Genomic DNA, 22,757 nt, shown 5'->3' with positions numbered 1-22,757 from the left:
ATGTGGCACGGCCACCGCACCATTCGAAATAGCTTTCAACCAACACGAATCACCGCTAGAATATTCATATTGCGTTGCATCAAAACAGGCAGGCACAACGCTTAATCATCATCAAAACTCTACAAAACGCGGACAGGATGTGACCAGCGTTTTGCCAGCATTTTAATCCGGACCAAGGAGTAAATATGTTTCCGCTTCCAGAACAGTTATCCAGCGCGGCGAAATCGCAATGGGAAACGCAGTTGCAACTTTTCAATACCCTGAGCCATCAGGCCTTCGATGGCGCCGAAAAAATCATCGCCCTTCACCTCGATGCGAGCAAGGCCGCCATCGCCAGGACGGCGGACACGGCGCAGCACCTGCTGGCGGCGCACGATGCGCGTGAATTCCTCAGCTACAGCACCAGCCAGGCCCAGCCCGGCATCGAGAGCGTGCTGGCCTACAGCCGCCAGCTGTTCGGCATCGCCTCCGGCACCCAGGCGCAATTGCTGGAAGCGGCCAAGGCGAGTATCGCTGGCGCCAGCCCGCTGGCAGCAGCAGCGGCCGCGCCCGCGAGCGCGCCGGCACAGGTCGAGGTCGAGGCCATCGTCGAGGTGCCCGCCGCCGTCGCGGCGCCCGCTCCGGAACCGGTACCGGAACCAGCCCCGGCCCCGGCCGCCCTCCTGGCCCCCGTCGCCGAGCCGGAAGCGGCCGCGCCAGCGCCATTGCCACTGACCGCCACCTTGCCGATCGCCGCCTCGGCGCCGGCCGCCATCGCACCAGCGTCCGCCAAAGCGCCTGCCGCCGTGAAAGCCACGGCCAAGGCGGCGCCGGCACCGGCAAGCAGCAAACCGGCCGTCAAGCAAGGCGGCCCCAGCAAGGCCGTGGTCCAGCCTGCGCCGAAAGGCAAGCGCAAGTAGTCACCAGTCAACCCTGGTGCAGGACCGCAACGGGCTACGGCCCGTTTTTTGCGCGCTTTTGTTGTGTTTTTTGCACGCTACATGCGCCTTGGCGCGCAGCGCGTTTTCCCGCCTTGTTGTATCCTGTGCGAACTTTCCGTCCGCGCGCCTCTTCCGTCCGCCCCGCGACACCCCGCTAACAAACCAACACAAGACAAAGGTAACCATGAGTTTATCGAGGCTCATCGCCGGCTTCGTGCGCCAGCATTGGCCGGCCTACGCCGCCGCCGCCGTCATGCTGACCGGCGTGGCCACATTGACCGTCTGGATACCGCGCCGCATCGGCGCCATCATCGACGCGCTGGCCGCCCACCAGATGAGCATGTCCCAGCTGTGGCTGGAATTGCTGACCCTGCTCGCGGTCGGCGTGGCCATCTATTTCCTGCGCGTGGGCTGGCGCATCACCCTGTTCAAGGCCGCCTATCAGCTGGGCGTGATGCTGCGCACGCGTTTCTACACGCGCATGTCGCAGCAGGGTGCCTCGTTCTACCAGGGCCAGCGCACGGGCGACCTGATGGCGCTGGCCACCAATGATATCGACGCCATCGAAATGGCGGCCGGCGAAGCGATGCTGGCCGGCTTCGACGGCACCCTGACCTTGCTCATGGTACTGGGCATCATGCTGCTGGGCGTGGACTGGCGCCTGGCCTGCATCGCCCTGTTGCCCTTTCCGCTGATGGGACTGGCCTTCTGGCGCATTTCCAGCCATATCCATACGGCATCGACCGATTCGCTGCAACGTTTTTCGGCGCTGAACGACCATGTGCAGGAGTCCTTGTCGGGCGTGCGCACCTTGCGCGCGCTGGGCCTGGAACAGCGCAGCAGCGCGCAGTTTTCCACCCTGGCCGGCCACGCGGCCAACGCCAGCCTGACGGCGCAGCGCTGGGAAGCGGCGTATGAACCGGCCGTCGGCCTGACCCTGACCGCCGCCACCGCCCTGACCCTGGGCCTGGGCGGCTACCTGGTCTGGCACGATCAATTGACCATCGGCGCGCTGACCAGTTTTTCCATGTACCTGGGCCAGCTGATCTGGCCAATGTTCGCGGCCGGCTGGGTGCTGTCGCTGATCGAACGGGGCCGCGCCGCCTGGCAGCGCCTGCAGCCGATGCTGGACGCGCCGCTGGCCATCGACGACCACGGCACCATCGCCACGCTGCCACCCGGCCCCTTGCTGCTGGAGCAGGTCGGCTTTGCCTATGCGGGCCAGACCACGCCCGCGCTGGCCGACATCGCGCTGCGGCTGGAACCGGGCCAGACCCTGGGCCTGGTGGGCCCCACCGGCAGCGGCAAGTCGACCCTGCTGCGCGTGCTGCTGCGCCAGGTCACGCCGCAATCAGGCCAGGCCACCTGGAGCGGGCAGCCGCTGGCCGACTATACCCTGCATGCGCTGCGCGCGGCGATCAGCTGGGTTCCGCAGGAATCGTTTTTGTTTTCGGCGACGATCGCCGACAATATCGCGCTGGCCCGCCCCGGCGCCACGCGCGCCGAAGTGGAACATGCGGCCGAACTGGCCGACATCCACACCGATATTCTGCAGTTCCCCGACGGCTATGAAACCCATGTCGGTGAAAAAGGCATTACCTTGTCTGGTGGCCAGCGCCAGCGCGTGGCGATCGCCCGGGCCCTGTTGGCCGACAACGACCTGCTGCTGCTGGACGACGCCCTGTCGGCCGTCGACACGGGCACCGAGACGCGCATCCTGCAGCACCTGGAAACACTGCGGCGCGCACGCCCCGAGCGCAGCGCCATTATCGCCAGCCACCGCCTGAGCGCCGTCGTCAACGCCGACCTGATCCTGGTCCTGCGCGACGGGCGCATCACGGAAGCGGGCAACCACGAACAACTGCTGCAGCACGATGGCTGGTATGCCAGCCAGTGGCGCTATCAACAACTGGAGGCCAGCCTTGACGCCAACTGACACCGTGCAAGCCAACCCGCAGGACAATGTGCGCCGCCAGGCGATGCAGGCGATCGGCCTGTTGCGCCGCGCCGCCGCGCCCGACCTGCGTCACCTGTACTGGGCGACATTCTGGCTGATCATCGCCGCCGCGCTGGAAGTGACGGGCCCGATCCTGGGCAAGGCCCTGATCGACCAGCACCTGCTGCCGCGCAACCTGGACTGGACCCGCATGTCGCTGCTGCTGGGCGGATGCCTGCTGACCGGCTGGATCGCTTCCGGCCTGCGCTACCTGCAGCTGGTGCGACTCTCCGGCCTGGCGATGCGTTCGGTGCAGCGCCTGCGTGTAGCCGTGTACCAGCACGTGCTGCGCCTGCCGATGGCGTTCTTTGACCGCGCCATCACGGGCCAGCTGGTCAGCCGCGTCACCAACGACACCGAAGCCGTGAAGTCCTTGTACGTGCAGGTGCTGTTCGTGATCCTCGACAGCTCGATCGTCCTGATCGGCACCATGGCCGCCATGGCTTTTCTCGACTGGCGGCTGATGCTGATCGTGCTGGCGCTGCTGCCGGCGGTGCTGGTGATCGTCTTCCTGTACCAGCGCTGGAGCGCGCCGGCCGTGACCCGCGCGCGCGCGCTGCGCAGCGAGATCAACGGCCAGATCGCCGAATCGATCGGCGGCATGAGCGTGCTGCAGGCGAACAATGCCGAGCGCCGCTTCGGCCAGCGCTTTGCCGGCATCAACCAGGACCATTACGCGGCGCGCATGCACGAACTGCGGGCCAACGCCTGGCTGCTGCGCCCCGCGCTCGACATGCTCAATATCGTGCTGCTGGCGGTGGTCATCTTCAGCTTCGGCCAGCGCGAGATGGGCGCCGTGGAAGTGGGCGTGCTGTATGCGTTCATCAGCTATATCGCGCGCGTGATCGAGCCGCTGATCCAGATCACCATGCAGTTCAGCCAGCTGCAGCAGTCGGTGGTGGCCACCGCCCGCGTCTCGGCCCTGCTCGACGAGCGCCAGGCGCTGGAACATGCGCCGGGCAAGGCCGCCGGCGCGCCTGACAGCGCAATCGCCGCAGGCACGCCGGCGGTGGCCATCGAGCACCTGACGTTCGCCTATGTGGAAAACCAGCCGGTGCTGCACGACCTGTCACTGACGATACTGCAAGGCGCCTTCTTCGGCATCGTCGGCCACACGGGCAGCGGCAAGTCCACCCTGCTCTCCCTGCTGCTGCGCTTCTACCCGGTGGCGCAAGGCCGCATCGCCATCAACGGCATGGCGCTGGACAGCATAGACAACGAGCGCTTCCGCGCCGACGTCGGGCTGGTGCCGCAAGACCCCTTCCTGCTGGCGGCGTCGGCGCGCGACAACATCGACATGGGGCGCGGCTACAGCCAGGCGCAGATCGAGCAGGCGGCGCGCGCGGCCCATGCGCACGACTTTATCGCGGCGCTGGAACACGGCTACGACACGCCGCTGGGCGAAGGCGGTTCGCGGCTGTCGTCGGGCCAGAAGCAGCTGATCGCGATCGCCCGCGCGCTGGCCGGCCAGCCGCGCATCCTGCTGCTGGACGAAGCGACCTCGCGCATCGACAGCCAGACCGAGCAGATCGTGCAGCTGGCGCTGAACGAATTGCGCGGCAAGGTGACCATCATCGCCATTGCGCACCGCCTGTCGACCATCCGCGATGCCGACACCATCATCGTGCTGAACCACGGCCGCATCACGGAAGCGGGGCCGCATGAACAGCTGATGCAGGTCGACGGCGGCTTGTACCAGCGTCTTTATCTGCTGCAGCAGCTGGCTCAATAGAAGTTTACCTGCCGACAGCAAAAGTGTGCACTTTGCGGAAAATGTAGAGAGCGCTCGGAATTTCTTGATTGCAACAGAATATAATTACTTGCAAACAAGTAGCAAGTCGGGAGCGGGCATTGGCAGGCATACGGAATGGGGCAGCATGGCAAGGTAGCCGGCGCGCAGCACAGTGGCTGCTGGCGCTGGGCTGCCTGTTGCCCGTGCCGGCCGGTGCCAGCCCCCATTTGCAGCAGCGGCTGGACGCCCTGCGCGAGGAAGGCCGCTTCGTGCCGGAACGCGCCCTGCAGCACCTGAAAGAGATCGAAATCGAGGCCTTCAGTGCGCCGCTGGCGCTGCGCGCGGAATATATCACCCAGCTCAGCAATGCCCATATGCGGCTGGGGCAGAACGATATTGCCCTGCAGCTGACCGAAGACCTGATTCTGGATGCCACCAGGCACAAGAATGACGTGGCGCTGGCCAAGGCCATGCTCAGCAAGGCGTATATCAGTTTTGCCCTGAGCGAGCGGCGCGCCTCCCATTTGTTCGCCTTCGAGGCGGAAACCATCGCCAACCGTACCGACGACTTGCAAGTGCGCGTGCAGGCCACCATCAGCGCCGGCCAGTCCTGGGCCGAGGAAGGCAATTTTCCGCCCGCGCTGGCCAAGCTGCAGACGGCGGTCGACCTGGCGCGCCTGAGCAAATCGCCCGCCACACTGGCGGCCGCCTTGAATGCCTTGACCCTGCTGTACACGCAGATGCGCGACTATGACAAGGGCTTCAAGGTGCTCGACGAATTGCTGGCCGTGGCCGGCAAGCTGGAGTCGCCCGGGCGCCTGGCGCAGGCAAAGAATACCGAATACGGCCTGGCGCTGGACGCCAGCCAGCCACGCCGCGGCCAGCGCGCCCTGCTCGAAGCGCTGGCGCTGGAGCGCCAGCTGGGCGCCAGGACCATGGTGGCGACCACCCTCGTCAACCTGTCGGACAGCTACCTGAAGCAAGGCGATTTCCAGCGCGCCTTGAGCTACGCCAACGAGGCCATCGCCGCTGCGCGCCTGGTGCGCAATGACGACGTGCAAGCGACGGCGCGCCTGAATATCGGCCAGGCCCTGATCGGCCTGGGCCGTCACGAGGAAGGCAAGCGCAGCGTGGAAACCGGGCTGGCCTATTACGATCTGATGGACAACAAGCCCGACCTGCAAGCGGTGCTGCTGGAATACGGCATGGTGCTGGAAAAGGCCGGCGACATGAAGGGTGCCGTGACGGCCTATCACCGCGAACGCAAGATTTCCAGCCAGCTGTTCGAACAGCAGCGGCAAAAAGCCGTGTATGAATTGCAGGAAAAATACCAGACAGAAAAAAAGCAGCGCCAGATTGAACTGCTGAGCCGAGAGAACCAGGTCAAGAGCGCCGAACTGGACAACCGGCGCCTGCAACAGCGCATCTGGTGGCTGCTGGCGCTGGTGATGGCGCTGGCGGCCGTCATCGTCGGCCTGCTGTACCGCAAGGTGCGCCACGCGAATGTGCAGTTGAAGGAAAAGAACCAGGAACTGGCGCACCAGAGTTCGCGCGACCCCCTCACCGCCCTGTACAACCGGCGCCACTTCCAGGACTTCATGCGCCGCCACGCGGGCGTGCCGCCGGTGCCTGGCGTGCAGAAGGACAGCGACCTGGTGGGCGCCATGTTCCTGCTCGATGTCGACCATTTCAAGCAGATCAACGATCAGCACGGCCATGCGGCGGGCGACCTGGTGCTGACCACCATCGCCGCCACCCTGCATGAGGTGTTGCGCGAAACGGACATGATCGTGCGCTGGGGCGGCGAAGAGTTCCTCGCCTTTTTGCCATCGGTCACGCGCGGCAGCCTGGACCATATCGCGGCAAGAGTACTGGACGGCATCGCGGCGCAAGGCGTGGTCTACCAGGGCCAGGCCATCCATGTCCACGTGTCGATCGGCTTTGCGCCCTACCCCCTGGCGCCGCTGGGCCAGCCGCTGTCCTGGGAGCGCAGCGTCAACCTGGTCGACATGGCGCTGTACCTGGCCAAGGCGCACGGACGCAACCGCGCGTATGGCGTGCGGGGATTTCAGCAAATGGAAGGCACGACCCTGGAAGTGGTGGAGCAAGACCTGGAACGCGCCTGGCGCGACGGCGTGGTCGACTTGAATGTGGTGCCGGGACCGCAGAACGGGCAGCCGCGCGCGGCCGCCTGAGCGCAGCCACGATGGCCGGGCATGCCGGCCATCGTATCAAAGCTTAGTTTTTGGCGGACTCTTGCATCTTTTCGCCCGCGCGTTCGACTTTCTTGCCGACCGCGTCTGCCGCTTCATTCATTTTCGCGCTGGCGTCGGCGCCGACCTGGTCCATCTTGGCGTTGGTATCGGCGGCGGCCTGGCTCATCTTGGCATCGGCGTTGGCGGCGGCGGCCTTGATATCGGCTTCGGCCTTGGCGGCGGTGGCGTCGATTTGCGCGCCAGCCGTCTCGGCAGGGCCCTTGGTCGACATGTCATCCTTCTTCTGGCAAGCGGCCAGCGCCACGACCATCATGCCGGCGGCACACATCGTCATCAGGTGTTTAGTTGCTTTCATGATATTCCCTTTCATTGTTATCAAAACAAACAGATCAGTCTGTAATATACACCCGGGAATTCTTTTCCAGCGTACGCCAACGCACATAAGCATGGGCCTTTGCGCATGCAGTTGTAAGCAATGGTTTCAGTCGTCAACAGGCGCTCAGGGAGGCGTTTCGCCGTCCAGCAGGGCGCGTTCCAGCAACTGCGACAGCGAGGCGCGCAAGACCCTGGTGCGCGCCGCCAGTTCAGGCCGTTGATAACGCTCGGCCGCCAGCAGGCTCTTTTCCATGCAGCGATGGTCGCGCCTGGCCAGGCAGGCATCGGCCGTGTCGAGTTCGCGGCTGGCCAGCGCCACCTTGATGCGGGCGTCGAGTGCCATCGTATCGACATCCTCGCCCCAGCGTTTCACATACGCCGCCAGCCGCGTGGCGGCCTGCTCGGGCTTGCCGGCATCAAACGCCTGACCGGAAGCCAGCACCACCTGCTCCCAGGCCTGCGCGCGCTTCTCCCGCTTGTCGCAGGTGACGGCTGCACTGGTGATGCTGGCCTGCAAGCGCTTCACTTGCGCGGCCGGCGCCTTGGCGCTTTTCAGCACGGCCAGGGCGCTGCGCGCACCGTCCAGGTCGCACTGCTGCGCCAGCACGGTGCCCGCCTGTACCTGCTCGGCCACGCTGGCCGGCTTGTCGGCGGGCTTGTTGACGAACCAGATACCGACCAGGGCCGCCACGGCCAGCAGCCAGGTGCGCAGGCGCACGGGCGCGCGCGGTGGCGGCACGGAGCGGGCCACGGCGGGTTTGGCGGGGGCTGGCCTGGCCGGCTGCGGCGCAACGGGTGCGGCCGCCGTTACCGGCTCGGCGGCGGGTGCCGGCGTCACGGCGGCGGGCGGCATGGGCCGCCACTGCGGCGGTACCGGCGGCGGCATCACGGCCGGCGCGGCGGGCGCGGCAGCGACCACCGGTTCCGGCATTGCCGCCGACTGGGAAGTGCCGCAAAACGGGCAATAAGCCACGCGCAGCGGCAGTTCCTTGCCGCACGCGGCATCGATACAACGATCATTTACGGGTTCAAGCACGTTACTACCTTTTTAGACATCCATCGTGGCGAACGCTGCGGCCAATACTGTCGCCAGATCCCGGCTGCGCTCCCTTGCAATATTACCCTACGCAGGCATGGCGGCGACGCCACCACTGCACCAGCCCGCACCCTGCCGCGCTTTGACACTGATCAATCGCCACCCGGCGTTGCGGCCTAAGCTGGTAGCACTCGGACAAGCAGAACGGGAGAACGCCATGCCAGCCCACCTGATCATCGAAGACGGCCAGCCCTGGTGGTGGGACAGCGCCGATATCTGGGTCGTGCCCGGCAACGACCCGAACGGCGCGCCCGGCGCACCGGTGGCCGGCGCCAATAACTTCCTGTGGGGCCGCGTGCACAATATCGGCAACAGCAGCTCGAACGGCGTGCGCGTGGATTTTTACTGGGCCGATCCATCCGGCCAGATCGCCGTCGGTTTTGCCACCAGAATCGGCTCGGCGTTTGCCGACCTGGCGCCCGGCGCCACCCAGGAAGTGCTGTGCCTGGTGCCCTGGCTGCCCGTCATCGTCAATGGCGGCCACGAATGCCTGCTGGCCGTGGCCCACGGACCGGGCGACGTCAATCCCCTGCCCGACCCGCTCCTCATCGGCTTCGCCTTCCAGCCGCAGCTGTACGAACAGATCGCCCAGCGCAATGTGACGGTGGTGCAGGCGGCGCGGCGCGCGCAGCTGCTGGCCATCAGCGTGGCGGCCCTGCCGCGCCAGGGCAAACGCGTGGTGCTGCAACTGGAACAGGGCGGCGAGCTGCCCGACGCCGTGCTGGCCACCCTGGGACTGGACAAGTGGCGTCCCGCAAAGGCGGCCAAGATCGAGGCCGGCCTTACGCGCACGCCGTATTGCGACGGCGACCGCCCCGGCGAACAGAAGCTGGAAGTCGAGGTGCCGCGCGGCCGCGCCGTGCCGGTCTACCTGAGCGTGCGCGCCGGCGAACTGGCACCGCGTGAATACGCGCTGCTGCGGGTGCTGGAAACCGTGGATGGCAAGGTGATGGGCGGCGTCACCCATGTGCTGGTCGATGCCGGCGATGACAAACAGGAGACTCCATCATGAGCGACACACCGATGCAGGTCTTGACGCGGCCCTTCGCGATCGAGCCCGTCACCAATATCATGATGCCCGATGGCATCTTCGACAACGCCCTCTACCATCTGCGCATCGCCGCCCACGTCACGAACATGTCCGGCACGGCGCTCACGAACGTCACCGTCTACCTGGAAAGCGTGGGCGACCCCGGCATCGTTCCCGTGGCGCGCACCTTTTTCTTTGCCAGCATCCCGGCCGGCGCCGCCATGCTGGTGATGTGGGACGCCAACTTCCAGCATGCGGCGCCCGGCAAGCGCCTGGTCAGCTTTGTCGCCAAGGCCGACGGCCACACGCCGCGCCGTTCGATCCAGCAGATCTTCGTGTCGCAGACACGCTTCGACAACACCAGCAATACCTATACCTGCGCCATCGAGGAAGGCACGTTGACCCTGTCGAAGCCGCAGGGCCACCTGCCCGGCAAGGGCTGGGGCGCCTCCGACGGCAAGGAATGCCGCTGTCCGCCCGGGCTGGGGCCGGTGGTGCCGACCGGCTTTACCCTGGCCTGGGCGCCGAATCCCGCCTATGCGGGCACGCATGGCGAACTGCCGTTTTCCGATCCGTGGTGGAAGGTGCTGGCGATTATCATCGCCATCATCGCCGCGCTGGTGGCCATCATCGCGGCGGCCCAGGGGGCGGGCCAGGCCAGCTTCAGCGTGGGCGGCGAATTCGAGGAAACCGACCCCAGCGTCAATTGCTGCTCGCTCGAAGGGGCCGGCTCGGGCGAACCGGAGTTCACGGTGGCGGGCGTGGCCTCGGCCATCGCCTCGGGCGCGATTGCGGTGGCCTGCTCGGACGCCGCCGATCCGTTCTGGCGCGGCCAGGAAGCCACGCCACCCGCCGCCGGCGAGCTGACCCTGGGCGAACGGGTGGTGGCGCAATGGGTCTTGCCGGAAGCGCCGAACGCGGGCCGGCCCTACACGGCCGACATCAAATGGCAATATGAGCGCTTTACCAGCGGCGGCACCTATCAGCATGCCGTCAGCGAAACCCAGGTCAATATCCATGTCGCCGGCCCGGTGGAAACCGATACGCCGGCCGTGGTGCAGGCGTTCGAGCCGCTATGGCTGCGCGCCAGCTTCCGGCGCGAGAACAACGATTTATTCCGTGGCAACGAACTGTATGCGTTCGCCCTGTTCCAGGCGCCGCAGGGCCTGTATTTCGTCCAGCCGCTGGTCGACGACGGCCTCGGTTTCGACCCCGGCGCCAACGATGGCGTCTATGCGGCCAGCCTGAACCTGAAGGAAGCATACCGCCTGCTGTTGAAATACGGCCAGCAAGTGGTCGGCACCTGGCGCGTGTTCGTGTTCGCCCAGGACGTCAACCTGACCAAGCCCGGCACCCCGCCCGAGATCGCCGCCCAGCACATCGGCGGCATGTTCGTCGCCAGCGCCATCGAGCTGACCTTCGACGACAGCCTGCCCTGTCCGCTCAAGGCGCAGGCAAGTATCGTTGTTGTTTAGGGAAACCTAAGCTGCATTATCAAGGGCGCTTGAGAAAATGCTCAGGGCAAGGCGCGTCGCCGAAGACAGTACGCCAGTACGGCGAGGCGAACGCAACGCCGCCATGGGCTTTTTATCAACCGCCCTAGGCTTTGACAACATCAACCTTGGCAATGACCGTTCTCGGCACGATCTCCGTCTCCGGGCAAGACGCCATCGCATCGGAATATTCGAGCCAGCGTTTCAGGCTGTCCATGCGGCGGATGGTGATGCCCTTGCCGTTGATATAGCCGATCTGCTCGAAGTTGGTCTGGCTGGTGGTCAGTTTCGATACCGTGGGCGCGTTCTCGACCAGGCGGTCGTAGGCCTTGCGCGCCTTGTGTTCCCACTTGGCCAGTACCGGGTCGTCGAAGCGGTTGCTCTCGAAATAGACGGTGACGGTACGGTCGTGGTTGGCGAAGCCGACAATGGCGGCGCCCTTGCGTATCGTCATCAGGACATCTTCCTTGACGCCGGTGACGGGCACCAGCAGGGCAGCGCGGCCATCGGTATCGGGCCGTTCCATCGGAATATCTTGTCCAATCAAGCTCATCGCAGCACTCTTAACATTACTCTGTTGATGTCGCACTGCCACCGTCGGCGGCAGGCTGTTTTACAAATAATACATTGCCACTAGGCACTACACAAGGTAATCAGTCGGCGGCCATGGTTCCGATGGCCAATGGCAAGGCAGGCAGCCGGCGCTTTATAATGCGCAGTTCCAGCTTACCTGCCCCGACTTTCCCACCATGACGCTTCCAGACAATGACACCAGCCGGCTAGACGCCATCAGCGCCGCCGCCACCGAAGTGGCCGCGCAAAACGTGGCCGACCTGCTGGCCATGGCCATCTGCCACCGGCCCGACGAACCGGCGCTGCTGGTCTGCGACAAGCGCAGCTGGCTCAACCTGGTGCTGACCGACGCCTACCGGCAAGCCCTGCCGGAGGCGGCCCTGATCGATTTCGACGAGGTCACGCCCGACGCCGTGCTGGCCGCGTTTGCCGCGCTGCCGGCCGGCAGCCTGGTGGTGCTGATCCAGTCGACCAGCTTCCGCCTGGAAGCGTTCCGCATCCGCATCGAACTGTTCAAGCGCGGCCTGAAGGTGATCGAGCACGTGCACCTGTCGCGCATGCCTGGCGTGCAGGGCTTGCACTATATCGCCTCGCTGGCCTACGACCCCGCCTACTACCGCGGCGTCGGCCACGCCTTGAAACAGCGCATCGACCGCGCCCGCCACGGCATGGTCGACAGCGGCGGCGAGCAGCTGGTGTTCGCCTCGCCGTTCGAATCGGCCAAGCTCAATATCGGCGACTACAGCGGCATGAACAATATCGGCGGCCAGTTTCCGCTGGGCGAGGTATTTACCGAGGCGCAAGACCTGGAAGCCGTCAACGGCCGCGTGCGCATTTTCGTGTTCGGCGATACCAGATTCATGGTCAACCGCCCCGCTACGCCGATTACCCTGATCGTCGAGAAAGGCCGCGTGGCCGGCACCGAGAACGCCACGCCCGAGTTCCTCGACATGCTGGAAATTATCCGCGCCCACGAAGGCGAGGTCTGGGTACGCGAACTGGGCTTCGGCATGAACCGCGCCTTTACACGCGAACAGCTGGTCAATGATATCGGCACCTACGAGCGCATGTGCGGCATCCACCTGTCGCTGGGCGCCAAGCACGGCGTCTACGCCAAGCCGCAGTTCAAGCGCAAGGACGCGCGCTACCACGTCGATATCTTTGCCGTCACCGAAGCCGTCTACCTCGACGACGAGCGCGTCTACGCCGACGGCGCCTGGCAAGTCTGAGCCACCCTTCCGGCCCTTCCATCTTCCGCTTTCCCTGCCAAAAGGCAGGGAAAAACTCTCTTCTGCGCCGATATTCAACATTGATACAACACCTGCGTATCAAAATGAGATATTAATTACATAAAATTTTCCGCACGGAAAATAGTTGATATATATTCTGCGCTCCGCAGTGATGACCCCACCCCCGTCTATCCAGCGCCAGCCCCCTTCAGGAGCAGGCAGGCGCACTGCATCCCGAACAAACTCATTTTGGAGTCAGCTGCAATGCGTTCTTTTCTCAATAACATCACCATCGGCAGGCGCTTGCTGCTGGGCTTTGCCGTGGTACTGCTGTGTTCCCTGCTGGCGATCGGCATCGGTATTGCCCGCCTGCATACGGTGGCCGAGTCGACCCGCCAGTTGCTCGACGAGCCGCTGGCCAGCGAGCGCCATATCAGCGACTGGTACCGCAATGTCTTTGCCGGCGTGCGCCGCAGCCTGGCGATTGCCAAGAGCAGCGACGGTTCGCTCAACGAATTCTTCGCCGCCGATATCGCCGAATCGACGCGCAACTCGTCGGAATTGCAAAAACTGATCGAGCCATCCATCAATACGCCGGAAGAACAAAAGATATGGGGCGAGCTCGGTGAACTGCGCAAGCAATACCTGTCGTCGCGCGACGAAGTGCTGGCGCTGAAAAAACAGGGCGAATCCGAAAAAGCCTCGACCCTGGTCGACAGCAAATTTTCTCCGGTAGCAAAAAACTATGCGGACAAGATCAAAGAGCTGCTGCAATACGAACGCGACGACCTCAACCGCCGCGCGCAGGAAATCCAGCAGATCTATGAAACCAGCCGCAACCTGATGCTGGCCCTGACGGTGCTGATGGTGCTGTTCGTGCTGGTATGCGCGTCGCTGCTGGCGCGCTCGATCACGGTACCGCTGGCAAAAGCGGTGCAGCTGGCGCGCCAGGTGGCCGATGGCGACCTGACCTCCACCGTCACCAGCTCGGCGCGCGACGAAGCGGGGCAACTGCTGCGCGCGCTGGGCGAGATGAACGGCAAGCTATCGGGCATGGTCAGCGAGGTGCGGGGCTCGAGCGACACCATCAATACGGCCTCGCAGGAAATCGCCGCCGGCAATGCCGACCTGTCGAGCCGCACCGAATCGCAAGCCAGTTCACTGGAGGAAACCGCCAGCTCGATGGAAGAGCTGACGTCCACCGTGCGGCAAAATGCCGACAATGCGCGCCAGGCCAATCAACTGGTGATTTCGGCCAGCGGCGTGGCCGGTCGCGGCGGCAGCGTGGTCGAGCAGGTGGTGACCACCATGAACGGCATCAAGGACAGCTCGCGCAAGATCGCCGACATTATCGGCGTGATCGACGGCATCGCCTTCCAGACCAATATTTTGGCCCTGAACGCGGCGGTGGAAGCGGCGCGCGCCGGTGAGCAAGGGCGCGGGTTTGCCGTGGTCGCCACCGAAGTGCGCAACCTGGCCCAGCGCAGCGCCGGCGCGGCCAAGGAAATCAAGACCCTGATCGGCGACTCCGTCAGCCAGATCGAGCAAGGCGGCGCACTGGTCGACGAGGCGGGCAAGACCATGGAAGAAATCGTCACCAGCGTGCGCCAGGTGGCCGACATCATGGCGGAGATCACGGCCGCCAGCGCCGAGCAAAGCGCCGGCATCGAGCAGGTCAACATGGCCATCACGCAGATGGATCAAATGACCCAGCAGAACGCGGCGCTGGTCGAGCAATCGTCGGCGGCGGCCGAAAGCATGCAGCAGCAGGCGGGTACCTTGGCGCAGGCGATGGCGGTGTTCAAGACCGGTGCGGCCGGCACGCCGGCCTTGCAGCGGCCGGCGCCGCCACGGCGCGAACGCCAGCGTCTGGCGGCGTAGCTACACAATCCCGGCCGCCGCCAGCTCGCGGTCCCATAGCGGCGCCGGCTGGTACTCAAGCACCAGGAAGTCGATCAGGGCGCGCACCTTGGGCGACAACTGGCGGCTGGCCGGATACAGCGCGCTCAGATAGTTCAGCGGCAGCGACCAGCCGGCCAGCACCGGCACCAGGCTGCCGTCGAGCAACGCGCGCCAGGCAAGAAACGTGGTGCTGTAGACGATGCCCAGGCCCTGCTTTGCGGCCTGCTGCAGCACCAGGCCGTTATTGGCCGTAAAGCCCGCCTGCACGCGCACGCTGACCTCTTCACGCTGCTCTCCCTCGCCCCGTTGAAAATGCCAGTTGGTGCCATCGGTCAGGTGGCTGAAATGCAGGCACTGGTGATTCAATAAATCTTGCGGCGTTTGCGGCATGCCCTGTTGCGTCAGGTAGGCGGGGCTGGCGCACAGCACGGCGCGGCACGGCGCCAGCGGGCGCATGGCCAGCGCGCTACTGTCGGGAATGCCGCCAACGCGGATGGTCAAGTCGAAGCCGTGGCGTATCGGATCGAGCAGCGCGTCGTCGACAAACAGCTCGGCACGCAGTTGCGGATGCAGCAGGCTGAAGCGGGCCACGGCGTCGGCCAACCAGGCACTGCCAAAACTGGACGGCGCCTGGATGCGCAGCGGCCCGGCCAGCGCCGCGCCCGTTTGCACCACCTGCGCCACCGAACGGGCCGCTTCCTGCGCCTGGCTGACGGTGGCCATGCACGGCGCCAGATAAGCCCGCCCCGCATCGGTCAAACTCACTTCGCGCGTCGAGCGGTGCAGCAGGCGGGCGTTGAGCTTGTCTTCCAGCTGCATGATGGTCTTGCTGACCATGGCGCGTGACAGGCCCAGGCGCTGGCCGGCCACGGTGAAGCTGCGCTGCTGCGCCACTTCCACGAAAATTTCCATCGCTTGCAATTGATCCATATCAAAGATTGTCTGCGTTTTGGCGACAATCTGTCAACCGATGATCGATTGTTTGCCATGCACACCCATCCTACAATGGCGTCTTCCATCACCTTCCGGAGCCGCCGCCATGCTGACACTTGAACAAAAAGAACAATACCAACGCGACGGCTACCTGGTGCTGCCCGGCTTCAAGAGCCTCGATGAAATCGCCGCCCTGCGTGCGCGCGCCGAGCAGATTGTCAACGAATTCGATCCCAGCGTCAGCCAGTCGATTTTCACCACGCGCGATCAGGCGAAAAACACCAACGATTATTTTCTCGCCTCCGACAACACCATCCGCTGCTTTTTTGAAGAAGAAGCGTTCGGCCCGGACGGCCAGCTGAAGCAGGCCAAGTCGCTGTCGATCAACAAGATCGGCCACGCCATGCACGACCTGGACCCCGTGTTCCGCGCTTTTTCCGCCGATCCGGCACTGGCGCAAGTGGCGCGCGACCTGGGCCTGGCCGACGCGCAAGTGTGGCAATCGATGTATATCTTCAAGCAGCCCGGCATCGGCGGCGAAGTGCGCTGGCACCAGGACGCCACCTATTTTGAAACCACGCCGATCAGCGTGACCACCTTCTGGTTCGCGCTGGAAGACGCGACCCTGGACAACGGCTGCCTGTGGGCCGAACCGGGCGGCCACCGCGGCCCGCTGCGCGAACGCTTTATCCGCAACGGCGACCAGGTACGCGTGGAAAAACTCGATGCGACGCCCTGGCCCGACGACAGCACCGCCGTGCCACTGGAAGTCAAGGCCGGCGCCCTGGTCTGCTTCCACGGCCTGCTGCCGCACTACAGCGCGCCGAACCGCTCGCCCGTCTCGCGCCACGCCTATACGCTACACGCCACCGACGGCCAGACCGAATACGCGGCGCATAACTGGATACAGCGCGACGCCTCGTTGCCGGTGCGGGGTTTCGAGTAATGCGTATCCAGATTTTTGCGCCGCAGTGGGGCAATAACGAGCTGCCGGCCGCCGTGTTTATCGACAAGGTGCTGGCGGCCGGTTTCGACGGCATCGAGATGTCGCTGCCGCTGGACGTGGCCCTGCGCGAGGAGTGGACCGGCCGCATCGCCGACGCCGGCCTGGCCCTGATCGCCGCGCAGTGGGAGACCGTGTTCCACAGCGATTTCAAGCAGCATCGCGCCGCGCTGGCCGAACTGCTGGAGAACGCCTGCCTGGCGCGCCCCGTGCTGGTCAACACGCACACGGGCAAGGATTACTACAGCCAGGCGCAAAACGCCGAACTGATCGAATTGGCAGCCGCCATTTCGGACAGGCACGGCGTGCCCATCGTGCATGAAATCCACCGCAGCCGTTTCAGCGGCCACCCGATGCTGCTGCTGCCCTACCTGGACCAGTTCCCGCAGTTGCCCCTGACGGCCGACCTGTCGCACTGGTGCTGCGCCTGCGAATCGCTGCTGGCCGATCAACCGCACACGCTGGCCCGCACCCTGCCCCAGGTGCGCCATATCCATGCGCGCGTGGGCCATGCGCAAGGGCCGCAGGTGGCCGACTTCCGCGCACCGGAAGCCAGGGAGGCGCTGGACGCCCACCTGTCCTGGTGGGACCAGATCGTGGCGCTGCGACGCGCGGCCGGCGCCGAACTGCTGACGTTTACGCCCGAATTCGGCCCGGCGCCGTATCTGCAAACGCTGCCTTGGACGCAGCAGCCGGTTGCCGATGCGTGGCAGCAGAATGTGGCGATGCTGCACCTGCTGCGCCAGCGCTACGCCGATTGAGCAAAATTGGCCTGCACGAAATCGATAAACGCGCGCAGCGGCGCCGGCAGATGGCGCCGGCCCGCATAGTATAGAAACGGGCCGGGAAACGGCATCGCCCAGTCCTCCAGCACCGGCTGCAGCTGGCCCGCATCGATATGCGGCTGCAGCCATTCTTCAAACAGATACACCAGGCCATGGCCGGCGATGGCCATGCTGACCGCAAAATCGAAGGCCGTCGGCGTGACGATAATCGGTCCGCCGGGCTCCACGCTCACCTTCTGCCCGTCGCGCTCGAATTCCCACGCCGGAATCGCGCCACTCAAGAATTTCCCCAGCAGGCAGTCATGCTGCAGCAGGTCGCGCGGATGCGCCGGCACGCCGCGCCGCGCCAGGTAGGACGGCGCGCCCGCCACCGCGAAACGCTGCGTGCGCGGGCCGATCGGGATGGCGATCATGTCCTGTTCCAGCCGCTCGCCATAGCGGATGCCGGCGTCGCAGCCGCTGGCGACGATATCGACGAAATTATTATCGACCACCAGTTCCAGCACGATGTGCGGGTAGGCGCGCAGGAATTGGTCAACCATCGGCTGCAGGAAGAAGCGCGCCGCGTTGACCGGCACGTTCAGGCGCAAGCTGCCGCGCGGACTGTCGCGCAAATCGTTCAGCACATCGAGCGCGCCGGCCACCTCGCTCAAGGCGGGCCGCAGGCGCGACAGCAGCAGCGCGCCAGCCTCGGTCGGCGTCACGCTGCGCGTGGTACGCAGCAGCAGGCGGATGCCCAGCTGCTGCTCCAGGCGGCGCACCGCCTCGCTCATGGCCGACGCCGACTGGCCGGACAGGCGCGCGGCCTGGCGAAAACCCTGGTGCTGGGGTACTTGGGCAAAGGTGGCCAGGTCGGCCATGGAAGGACTGGATGGATGCATATGATTGTGCGTAAATGCGCACAGCCTGTGCGCGATTGCCCCGATTATCACACAGCGCCATCGGCGCTACCATGACTGTTCCCGTATCCCGATCCACCCCACAGGAGCAGCCATGACCACCTATTCTCCCAATCAGCACCAGTTCACGCCCGCCGGTTCCGATCTCGTTTTCAACCGCATCGGCTACGGCGCCATGCAGCTGGCCGGCCCCCACGTGTGGGGTCCGCCGAAAGACCGCGCCGCCGCCGTGGCCGTGCTGCGCGAGGCCATCGAGCTGGGCATCAACCATATCGACACCTCGGATTTTTATGGCCCGCACATCACCAACCAGATCATCCGCGAAGCGCTGCACCCTTACCGCGACGGTCTCGCCATCGTCACCAAGATCGGCTTCGTGCGCGGCGCCGACCAGTCCTGGCTGCCGGCCGCCTCGCCGCAGCAACTGCGCGACGCCGTGCACGACAACCTGCGCAACCTGGGCCTCGATGTGCTCGACGTGGTCAACCTGCGCGCACCCGGGCTGGACGGCGCCGACGGCTCCTCGCTGGCCGAGCCGCTGGCAACCATGATGCAACTGCAGCGGGAAGGGCTGGTACGCCATATCGGCCTGTCCAATGTCGATGCGGCGCAAGTGGCCGAAGCGCAGGCCATCACGCCGATTGTCTGCGTGCAGAATCACTACAACCTGGCGCACCGGGTCGACGACGCGCTGATCGACAGCCTGGCCGCGCAAGGCATCGCCTATGTCCCCTTCTTCCCGCTCGGCGGTTTTTCGCCGCTGCAGTCCGATGCCTTGAGCCAGGTGGCGGCCAGCCTGCAGGCGACACCGATGCAGGTGGCGCTGGCCTGGCTGCTGCAGCGCGTGCCGAACATGCTGGTGATCCCCGGCACCTCGTCGGTGGCCCATCTGCGTGAAAACGTCGCCGCCGGTGGACTGACGCTCGATGCGCCAGCGCTGGCCGCACTGGCGTCGCTTGCAACTTGATTGCAAATCGCTTGTAATTAGATCGCGCGCCATATATACTGTGCAGATGGATACCAACAACCCCCTGCACCAGGTGCCGCGCCTGGACAGCCAGCTGTGCTTCGCGCTGTACTCGACCTCGCTTGCCATGAACAAGCTGTACCGCAAGCTCCTGCGCAAGCTGGGCCTGACCTATTCGCAATACCTGGTGATGATGGTGTTGTGGGAGCGCGACGGCCTGAGCGTGTCCGAGGTGGGCGAGCGCCTGTTCCTCGACTCGGCCACCCTCACGCCCCTGCTCAAGCGCATGGAGCAGGCCGGCCTGTTGAACCGCACGCGCGCCGCCAGCGACGAGCGACAAGTCATCATCACGCTGACGGACGCGGGCAGCGAGTTGCGCGAGCAGGCGGCGCTGCTGCCGGAAGCGATTTTGACGGCCAGCCAGTGCAGCGTGGCGCAAGTTGTAGATATGAAACAACAGCTCGACCAGTTGCGTGCCAGCCTGATGAAAAGTGAGTAAACCGGCGCTTTTTCCAAGCAAAATAAGGCGAATCCCGGCATGCACGGCGCCAGCCAAAAGCTGGCACAAAATCCGCCTTTCTTTATTACAAATCGATACAAGGCAGAGTCTCCCCTGCGTTTAGAATAGTCGCCACTATTTCTTTACAACAATATCAGGGTGAACATGCGCATTCTTTCCGGCTCCGCGGCCTGCCTGGCTCTTTGCTTTACCGTTTCCGCCTTTGCCGCCGAGCCCTTCGACGACAAATTTCGCCAGCTGGAAGAATTGCTGCCCACCCCGAACACCTACCGCACCGCCTCCGGCGCGCCCGGCCACGCCTACTGGCAGCAGCGCGCCGACTACACGATCCGCGCCACGCTGGACGAAGCGAAACGCGAAATCACCGGCAGCGGCACCGTCACCTACCATAACAAGTCGCCCGATACCCTCGGCTACCTGTGGGTGCAGCTGGACCAGAATATCTACAAGCCGGACTCCGACGCGCGCCGCATGGCCACCGCGCCCTCGCGCCAGGCCTGGGCCAAGACGGCCGGCGAAGACACCATGAAATTCGAAGGCCTGCGCGGCATCCTGGCGCGCGGCGACTTCCAGGGCGGCTTCAATATCCGCGCGCTCAAGGGCGCCGATGGCCAGCCTTTGAAATACGTCATCAACCGCACCATGATGCGCATCGACCTGCCGCAACCCTTGAAACCGGGCCAGGATTTCGTGTTCCAGATCGACTGGGACTACCGCATCAACGAACAGAAGGTGCTGGGCGGGCGCGCCGGCTACGAGTATTTTGCCGAGGACAAGAACGCCCTGTTCGAAGTGGCGCAGTGGTTCCCGCGCATGGCCGCCTATTACGATGCGGCCGGCTGGCAGCACAAGCAGTTCCTGGGCTCGGGCGAATTCACGCTGGAATTCGGCGACTACGACGTGCAGCTGACGGTGCCGGCCGACCATGTGGTGGCCTCCACCGGCGAACTGCAAAACCCGCAGGATGTCCTTACGCCGGCCCAGCGCGAGCGCCTGGACAAGGCGCGCACCAGCGACAAGCCGGTGATCATCGTCACGCAGAAGGAAGCCGAAGCGGCCGAAAAATCGGTCAGCCGCGCGCAGAAGACCTGGCACTTCAAGGCCGCCAATGTGCGCGATTTCGCCTGGGCCTCGAGCCGCAAGTTCATCTGGGATGCGCAGGGCTACAAGAAGGGTGGCAGCGACGTGATGGCCATGTCCTACTATCCGAAGGAAGGCAATCCGCTGTGGGAAAAATACAGCACGCAAGCCATCGTCCACACCATCGAACAGTACAACAAGTACAGCATCGACTACCCTTACCCGACCGCGATCTCCGTCAACGGCCCGGTGGGCGGCATGGAATACCCGATGATTTCGTTCAATGGCCCGCGCCCCGTCAAGGATAAAAAAACGGGCGAACTGACGTATTCGAAACGCACCAAGTATGGCCTGATCGGCGTGATCATCCATGAAGTGGGCCACAACTACTACCCGATGATCATCAACTCGGACGAGCGCCAGTGGACCTGGATGGACGAAGGCCTGAACACCTTCGTGCAGTACCTGGCGCAGCAGGCATGGGAAGAAAATTATCCGGCCTCGCGTGGCGAGCCGCGCGAGATCGTCGACTACATGCGTAGCCGAGACCAGGTGCCGATCATGACCAATTCCGAGTCCTTGCTGCAGTTCGGTAACAACGCCTACGCCAAGCCGGCGGCCGGCCTGAACATCCTGCGCGAAACCATACTGGGGCGCGAGCTGTTCGACTACGCCTTCAAGGAATATGCGCAGCGCTGGAAGTTCAAGCGCCCCACGCCGGCCGACTTTTTCCGCACCATGGAAGACGCCTCCGGCACCGACCTGGACTGGTTCTGGCGCGGCTGGTTCTACACCACCGACGCGGTCGATATCAGCATCGACGGCATCAGCGAATACGGCGTGAGCAGCAAAAATCCGGAAACGGAAAAAGCCTGGAAGAAGGCGCAGAAAGCGGCCCAGCCGGAATCGGTCACCGACCGCGCCAACAAGGGCATGCCGCGCCGGGTCGACGCACACCCGGAGCTGAAGGATTTCTATAACCAGCACGACGACTACACCGTCACCAACAAGGACCGCAACGCCTACGCCGAAGCGATCGCCAGCCTGGAACCGTGGGAAAAGGAACTGCTGAAACAGGGCAAGCATCTGTACCTGGTCGACCTGTCCAACCTGGGCGGCATGGTGATGCCACTGATCCTCGAGATCGAACTGAAAAGCGGCAAGAAATACATCGAGCGCGTGCCGGCCGAAGTGTGGCGCTACTCGCCGAAGAGAATCACCAAGGTCGTCATCACGGACGAACCGATGGTGGGCCTGGTGCAGGACCCGTACTGGGAAACGGCCGACATCGACACCAGCAACAACAGCTGGCCGCGCAAGCTGACGCCGTCGCGCCTGGAACTGTTCAAGAGCGAGAAGTCGCCCAAGGAAAACCTGATGCGCGACTTTAATACGCCCTTGAAAGCCAAAGGCGCAGCGGGCGACAAGGACGGCGAGTCGTGATCAAGGCTGCCCTGCTGGCGCTGACGCTGGCTGTGGCCAGCACGGCTGCCTTTGCCCATAACTACCATATGGGCATCGCCGACATCAGCTACAACCCGGCCAGCGGCAGCACGGAAATCGTCCACACCTATACCGGCCACGACGTAGAGGCGCTGCTGACCCAGGTCTACCAGCGCCAGTTCGACCTGGGCCAGAAGGACAGCGAAGCGGCGCTGCGCCGCTACGTGGAAAAGCAGTTTCATATCACGGCCGCCAACGGCAAGCGCTTGCGCCTGGACTGGGTCGGCATCAAGGTCAATGCCGACAATGTGGTGATCTTCCAGGAAATCCCCCGCACCCGCCTGGCACCCGGCGCGCGCATCCACCACCAGCTGCTGACCGATTTCCTGCCCGGCCAGCGCAATACCCTCAATGTGCAGGACGGCGAGAAGATCCAGACGCTGTTCTTTGACCAGAAAAACGTTGAGTTACCCATCAAGTAGGTCGGGTAGGTCGGATTAGCGCGGCGCAGCCGCGCGTAATCCGACACCACCGCCAGCCCCCATATCAAGAAATCCCCTCCCCC

General features: G+C 64.5%; 19 protein-coding genes. 14 read left to right on the top strand and 5 right to left on the bottom strand.

What is annotated here, in order from left to right; translation table 11 throughout:
* The first annotated feature begins 185 nt into the window (after positions 1-185).
* The 4 genes from Q8L25_RS10315 (at position 186) to Q8L25_RS10300 (ending at position 6,843) form a co-directional block, all read left to right on the top strand.
* Positions 186-899, top strand: a complete 714-nt coding sequence (locus tag Q8L25_RS10315) for a phasin family protein (protein ID WP_308924737.1) — start codon at positions 186-188, stop codon at positions 897-899.
* A 205-nt stretch (positions 900-1,104) separates the two neighbouring features.
* The gene (locus Q8L25_RS10310) at positions 1,105-2,856 is read left to right on the top strand and encodes an ATP-binding cassette domain-containing protein (RefSeq protein WP_308924736.1); all 1,752 of its coding nucleotides are present in this window, start codon (positions 1,105-1,107) and stop codon (positions 2,854-2,856) included.
* A 43-nt stretch (positions 2,857-2,899) separates the two neighbouring features.
* Positions 2,900-4,648: an ABC transporter transmembrane domain-containing protein gene (locus tag Q8L25_RS10305; RefSeq protein ID WP_308925698.1), complete on the top strand. Its 1,749-nt coding sequence runs from the start codon at positions 2,900-2,902 to the stop codon at positions 4,646-4,648.
* 119 nt (positions 4,649-4,767) lie between these two features.
* Positions 4,768-6,843 (top strand): tetratricopeptide repeat-containing diguanylate cyclase, encoded by a 2,076-nt coding sequence (locus tag Q8L25_RS10300; RefSeq protein ID WP_308924735.1) that lies wholly within the window; start codon positions 4,768-4,770, stop codon positions 6,841-6,843.
* A gap of 43 nt (positions 6,844-6,886) precedes the next feature.
* Here Q8L25_RS10300 and Q8L25_RS10295 read toward each other — a convergent pair whose 3' ends face one another.
* On the bottom strand, positions 6,887-7,219 hold the full coding sequence (locus Q8L25_RS10295; RefSeq protein ID WP_308924734.1) for an apolipophorin: 333 nt from the start codon (positions 7,217-7,219) through the stop codon (positions 6,887-6,889).
* 144 nt (positions 7,220-7,363) lie between these two features.
* Entirely contained in the window at positions 7,364-8,275 is a 912-nt protein-coding gene (locus tag Q8L25_RS10290; RefSeq protein ID WP_308924733.1) for a hypothetical protein, read from the bottom strand.
* Between the two features lie 217 nt (positions 8,276-8,492).
* Here Q8L25_RS10290 and Q8L25_RS10285 point away from each other — a divergent pair, with 217 nt between their 5' ends.
* Positions 8,493-9,347 (top strand): hypothetical protein, encoded by an 855-nt coding sequence (locus Q8L25_RS10285; RefSeq protein ID WP_308924732.1) that lies wholly within the window; start codon positions 8,493-8,495, stop codon positions 9,345-9,347.
* Positions 9,344-10,840 (top strand): choice-of-anchor X domain-containing protein, encoded by a 1,497-nt coding sequence (locus tag Q8L25_RS10280; RefSeq protein WP_308924731.1) that lies wholly within the window; start codon positions 9,344-9,346, stop codon positions 10,838-10,840. The genes Q8L25_RS10285 and Q8L25_RS10280 overlap by 4 nt, the downstream gene beginning before the upstream one ends.
* Before the next feature lie 124 nt (positions 10,841-10,964).
* Here the strand turns inward: Q8L25_RS10280 and Q8L25_RS10275 are convergent, their stop codons facing one another.
* Positions 10,965-11,411: a hypothetical protein gene (locus Q8L25_RS10275; RefSeq protein ID WP_308924730.1), complete on the bottom strand. Its 447-nt coding sequence runs from the start codon at positions 11,409-11,411 to the stop codon at positions 10,965-10,967.
* 196 nt (positions 11,412-11,607) lie between these two features.
* Between Q8L25_RS10275 and Q8L25_RS10270 the strand changes: the two genes are divergently transcribed.
* The gene (locus Q8L25_RS10270) at positions 11,608-12,660 is read left to right on the top strand and encodes a hypothetical protein (protein ID WP_308924729.1); all 1,053 of its coding nucleotides are present in this window, start codon (positions 11,608-11,610) and stop codon (positions 12,658-12,660) included.
* A 264-nt stretch (positions 12,661-12,924) separates the two neighbouring features.
* A complete protein-coding gene (locus Q8L25_RS10265; protein ID WP_308924728.1) occupies positions 12,925-14,541 on the top strand; it encodes a methyl-accepting chemotaxis protein in 1,617 nt (538 codons plus the stop codon).
* On the opposite strand, the gene Q8L25_RS10260 is transcribed toward Q8L25_RS10265, so the two are convergent.
* The gene (locus Q8L25_RS10260; protein WP_308924727.1) at positions 14,542-15,492 is read right to left on the bottom strand and encodes a LysR family transcriptional regulator; all 951 of its coding nucleotides are present in this window, start codon (positions 15,490-15,492) and stop codon (positions 14,542-14,544) included. It lies immediately after the preceding gene.
* A 109-nt stretch (positions 15,493-15,601) separates the two neighbouring features.
* Here Q8L25_RS10260 and Q8L25_RS10255 point away from each other — a divergent pair, with 109 nt between their 5' ends.
* Positions 15,602-16,441, top strand: coding sequence for a phytanoyl-CoA dioxygenase family protein (locus tag Q8L25_RS10255; protein WP_308924726.1), 840 nt, complete (start codon positions 15,602-15,604; stop codon positions 16,439-16,441).
* Positions 16,441-17,259: a TIM barrel protein gene (locus tag Q8L25_RS10250; protein ID WP_308924725.1), complete on the top strand. Its 819-nt coding sequence runs from the start codon at positions 16,441-16,443 to the stop codon at positions 17,257-17,259. The genes Q8L25_RS10255 and Q8L25_RS10250 overlap by 1 nt, the downstream gene beginning before the upstream one ends.
* Here the strand turns inward: Q8L25_RS10250 and Q8L25_RS10245 are convergent.
* Positions 17,247-18,164: a LysR family transcriptional regulator gene (locus Q8L25_RS10245; protein ID WP_308924724.1), complete on the bottom strand. Its 918-nt coding sequence runs from the start codon at positions 18,162-18,164 to the stop codon at positions 17,247-17,249. The two genes, Q8L25_RS10250 and Q8L25_RS10245, sit on opposite strands and share 13 nt — an antisense overlap.
* A gap of 112 nt (positions 18,165-18,276) precedes the next feature.
* Between Q8L25_RS10245 and Q8L25_RS10240 the strand changes: the two genes are divergently transcribed.
* From Q8L25_RS10240 to Q8L25_RS10225, 4 genes are all read left to right on the top strand, one after another.
* Complete coding sequence (locus Q8L25_RS10240) at positions 18,277-19,149, top strand: oxidoreductase (protein WP_308924723.1); 873 nt, start codon at positions 18,277-18,279, stop codon at positions 19,147-19,149.
* Between the two features lie 46 nt (positions 19,150-19,195).
* Positions 19,196-19,648 (top strand): MarR family transcriptional regulator, encoded by a 453-nt coding sequence (locus Q8L25_RS10235; protein ID WP_308924722.1) that lies wholly within the window; start codon positions 19,196-19,198, stop codon positions 19,646-19,648.
* A 165-nt stretch (positions 19,649-19,813) separates the two neighbouring features.
* Positions 19,814-22,192: a M1 family metallopeptidase gene (locus tag Q8L25_RS10230; RefSeq protein WP_308924721.1), complete on the top strand. Its 2,379-nt coding sequence runs from the start codon at positions 19,814-19,816 to the stop codon at positions 22,190-22,192.
* Positions 22,189-22,674 carry a DUF6702 family protein gene (locus Q8L25_RS10225; protein WP_308924720.1) on the top strand — a complete coding sequence of 162 codons (486 nt, stop codon included), beginning with the start codon at positions 22,189-22,191 and terminating at the stop codon, positions 22,672-22,674. Before Q8L25_RS10230 ends, Q8L25_RS10225 begins: the two co-directional genes overlap by 4 nt.
* Positions 22,675-22,757 lie beyond the last annotated feature (83 nt).

Source organism: Janthinobacterium sp. J1-1, from assembly GCF_030944405.1.
In the GTDB taxonomy this organism is placed as follows: Bacteria; Pseudomonadota; Gammaproteobacteria; order Burkholderiales; family Burkholderiaceae_D; genus Janthinobacterium.
This window is presented reverse-complemented; position numbering and strand designations above follow the sequence as displayed.

Excerpts from the sequence above, each read along its gene's own strand:
- Q8L25_RS10315 (WP_308924737.1), top strand. The coding sequence starts at position 186 with ATGTTTCCGCTTCCAGAACAGTTATCCAGCGCGGCGAAATCGCAATGG.
- Q8L25_RS10310 (WP_308924736.1), top strand. The coding sequence starts at position 1,105 with ATGAGTTTATCGAGGCTCATCGCCGGCTTCGTGCGCCAGCATTGGCCG.
- Q8L25_RS10305 (WP_308925698.1), top strand. The coding sequence starts at position 2,900 with ATGCAGGCGATCGGCCTGTTGCGCCGCGCCGCCGCGCCCGACCTGCGT.
- Q8L25_RS10295 (WP_308924734.1), bottom strand. The coding sequence starts at position 7,219 with ATGAAAGCAACTAAACACCTGATGACGATGTGTGCCGCCGGCATGATG.
- Q8L25_RS10285 (WP_308924732.1), top strand. The coding sequence starts at position 8,493 with ATGCCAGCCCACCTGATCATCGAAGACGGCCAGCCCTGGTGGTGGGAC.
- Q8L25_RS10280 (WP_308924731.1), top strand. The coding sequence starts at position 9,344 with ATGAGCGACACACCGATGCAGGTCTTGACGCGGCCCTTCGCGATCGAG.
- Q8L25_RS10275 (WP_308924730.1), bottom strand. The coding sequence starts at position 11,411 with ATGAGCTTGATTGGACAAGATATTCCGATGGAACGGCCCGATACCGAT.
- Q8L25_RS10270 (WP_308924729.1), top strand. The coding sequence starts at position 11,608 with ATGACGCTTCCAGACAATGACACCAGCCGGCTAGACGCCATCAGCGCC.
- Q8L25_RS10265 (WP_308924728.1), top strand. The coding sequence starts at position 12,925 with ATGCGTTCTTTTCTCAATAACATCACCATCGGCAGGCGCTTGCTGCTG.
- Q8L25_RS10260 (WP_308924727.1), bottom strand. The coding sequence starts at position 15,492 with ATGGATCAATTGCAAGCGATGGAAATTTTCGTGGAAGTGGCGCAGCAG.
- Q8L25_RS10255 (WP_308924726.1), top strand. The coding sequence starts at position 15,602 with ATGCTGACACTTGAACAAAAAGAACAATACCAACGCGACGGCTACCTG.
- Q8L25_RS10250 (WP_308924725.1), top strand. The coding sequence starts at position 16,441 with ATGCGTATCCAGATTTTTGCGCCGCAGTGGGGCAATAACGAGCTGCCG.
- Q8L25_RS10245 (WP_308924724.1), bottom strand. The coding sequence starts at position 18,164 with ATGCATCCATCCAGTCCTTCCATGGCCGACCTGGCCACCTTTGCCCAA.
- Q8L25_RS10240 (WP_308924723.1), top strand. The coding sequence starts at position 18,277 with ATGACCACCTATTCTCCCAATCAGCACCAGTTCACGCCCGCCGGTTCC.
- Q8L25_RS10235 (WP_308924722.1), top strand. The coding sequence starts at position 19,196 with ATGGATACCAACAACCCCCTGCACCAGGTGCCGCGCCTGGACAGCCAG.
- Q8L25_RS10230 (WP_308924721.1), top strand. The coding sequence starts at position 19,814 with ATGCGCATTCTTTCCGGCTCCGCGGCCTGCCTGGCTCTTTGCTTTACC.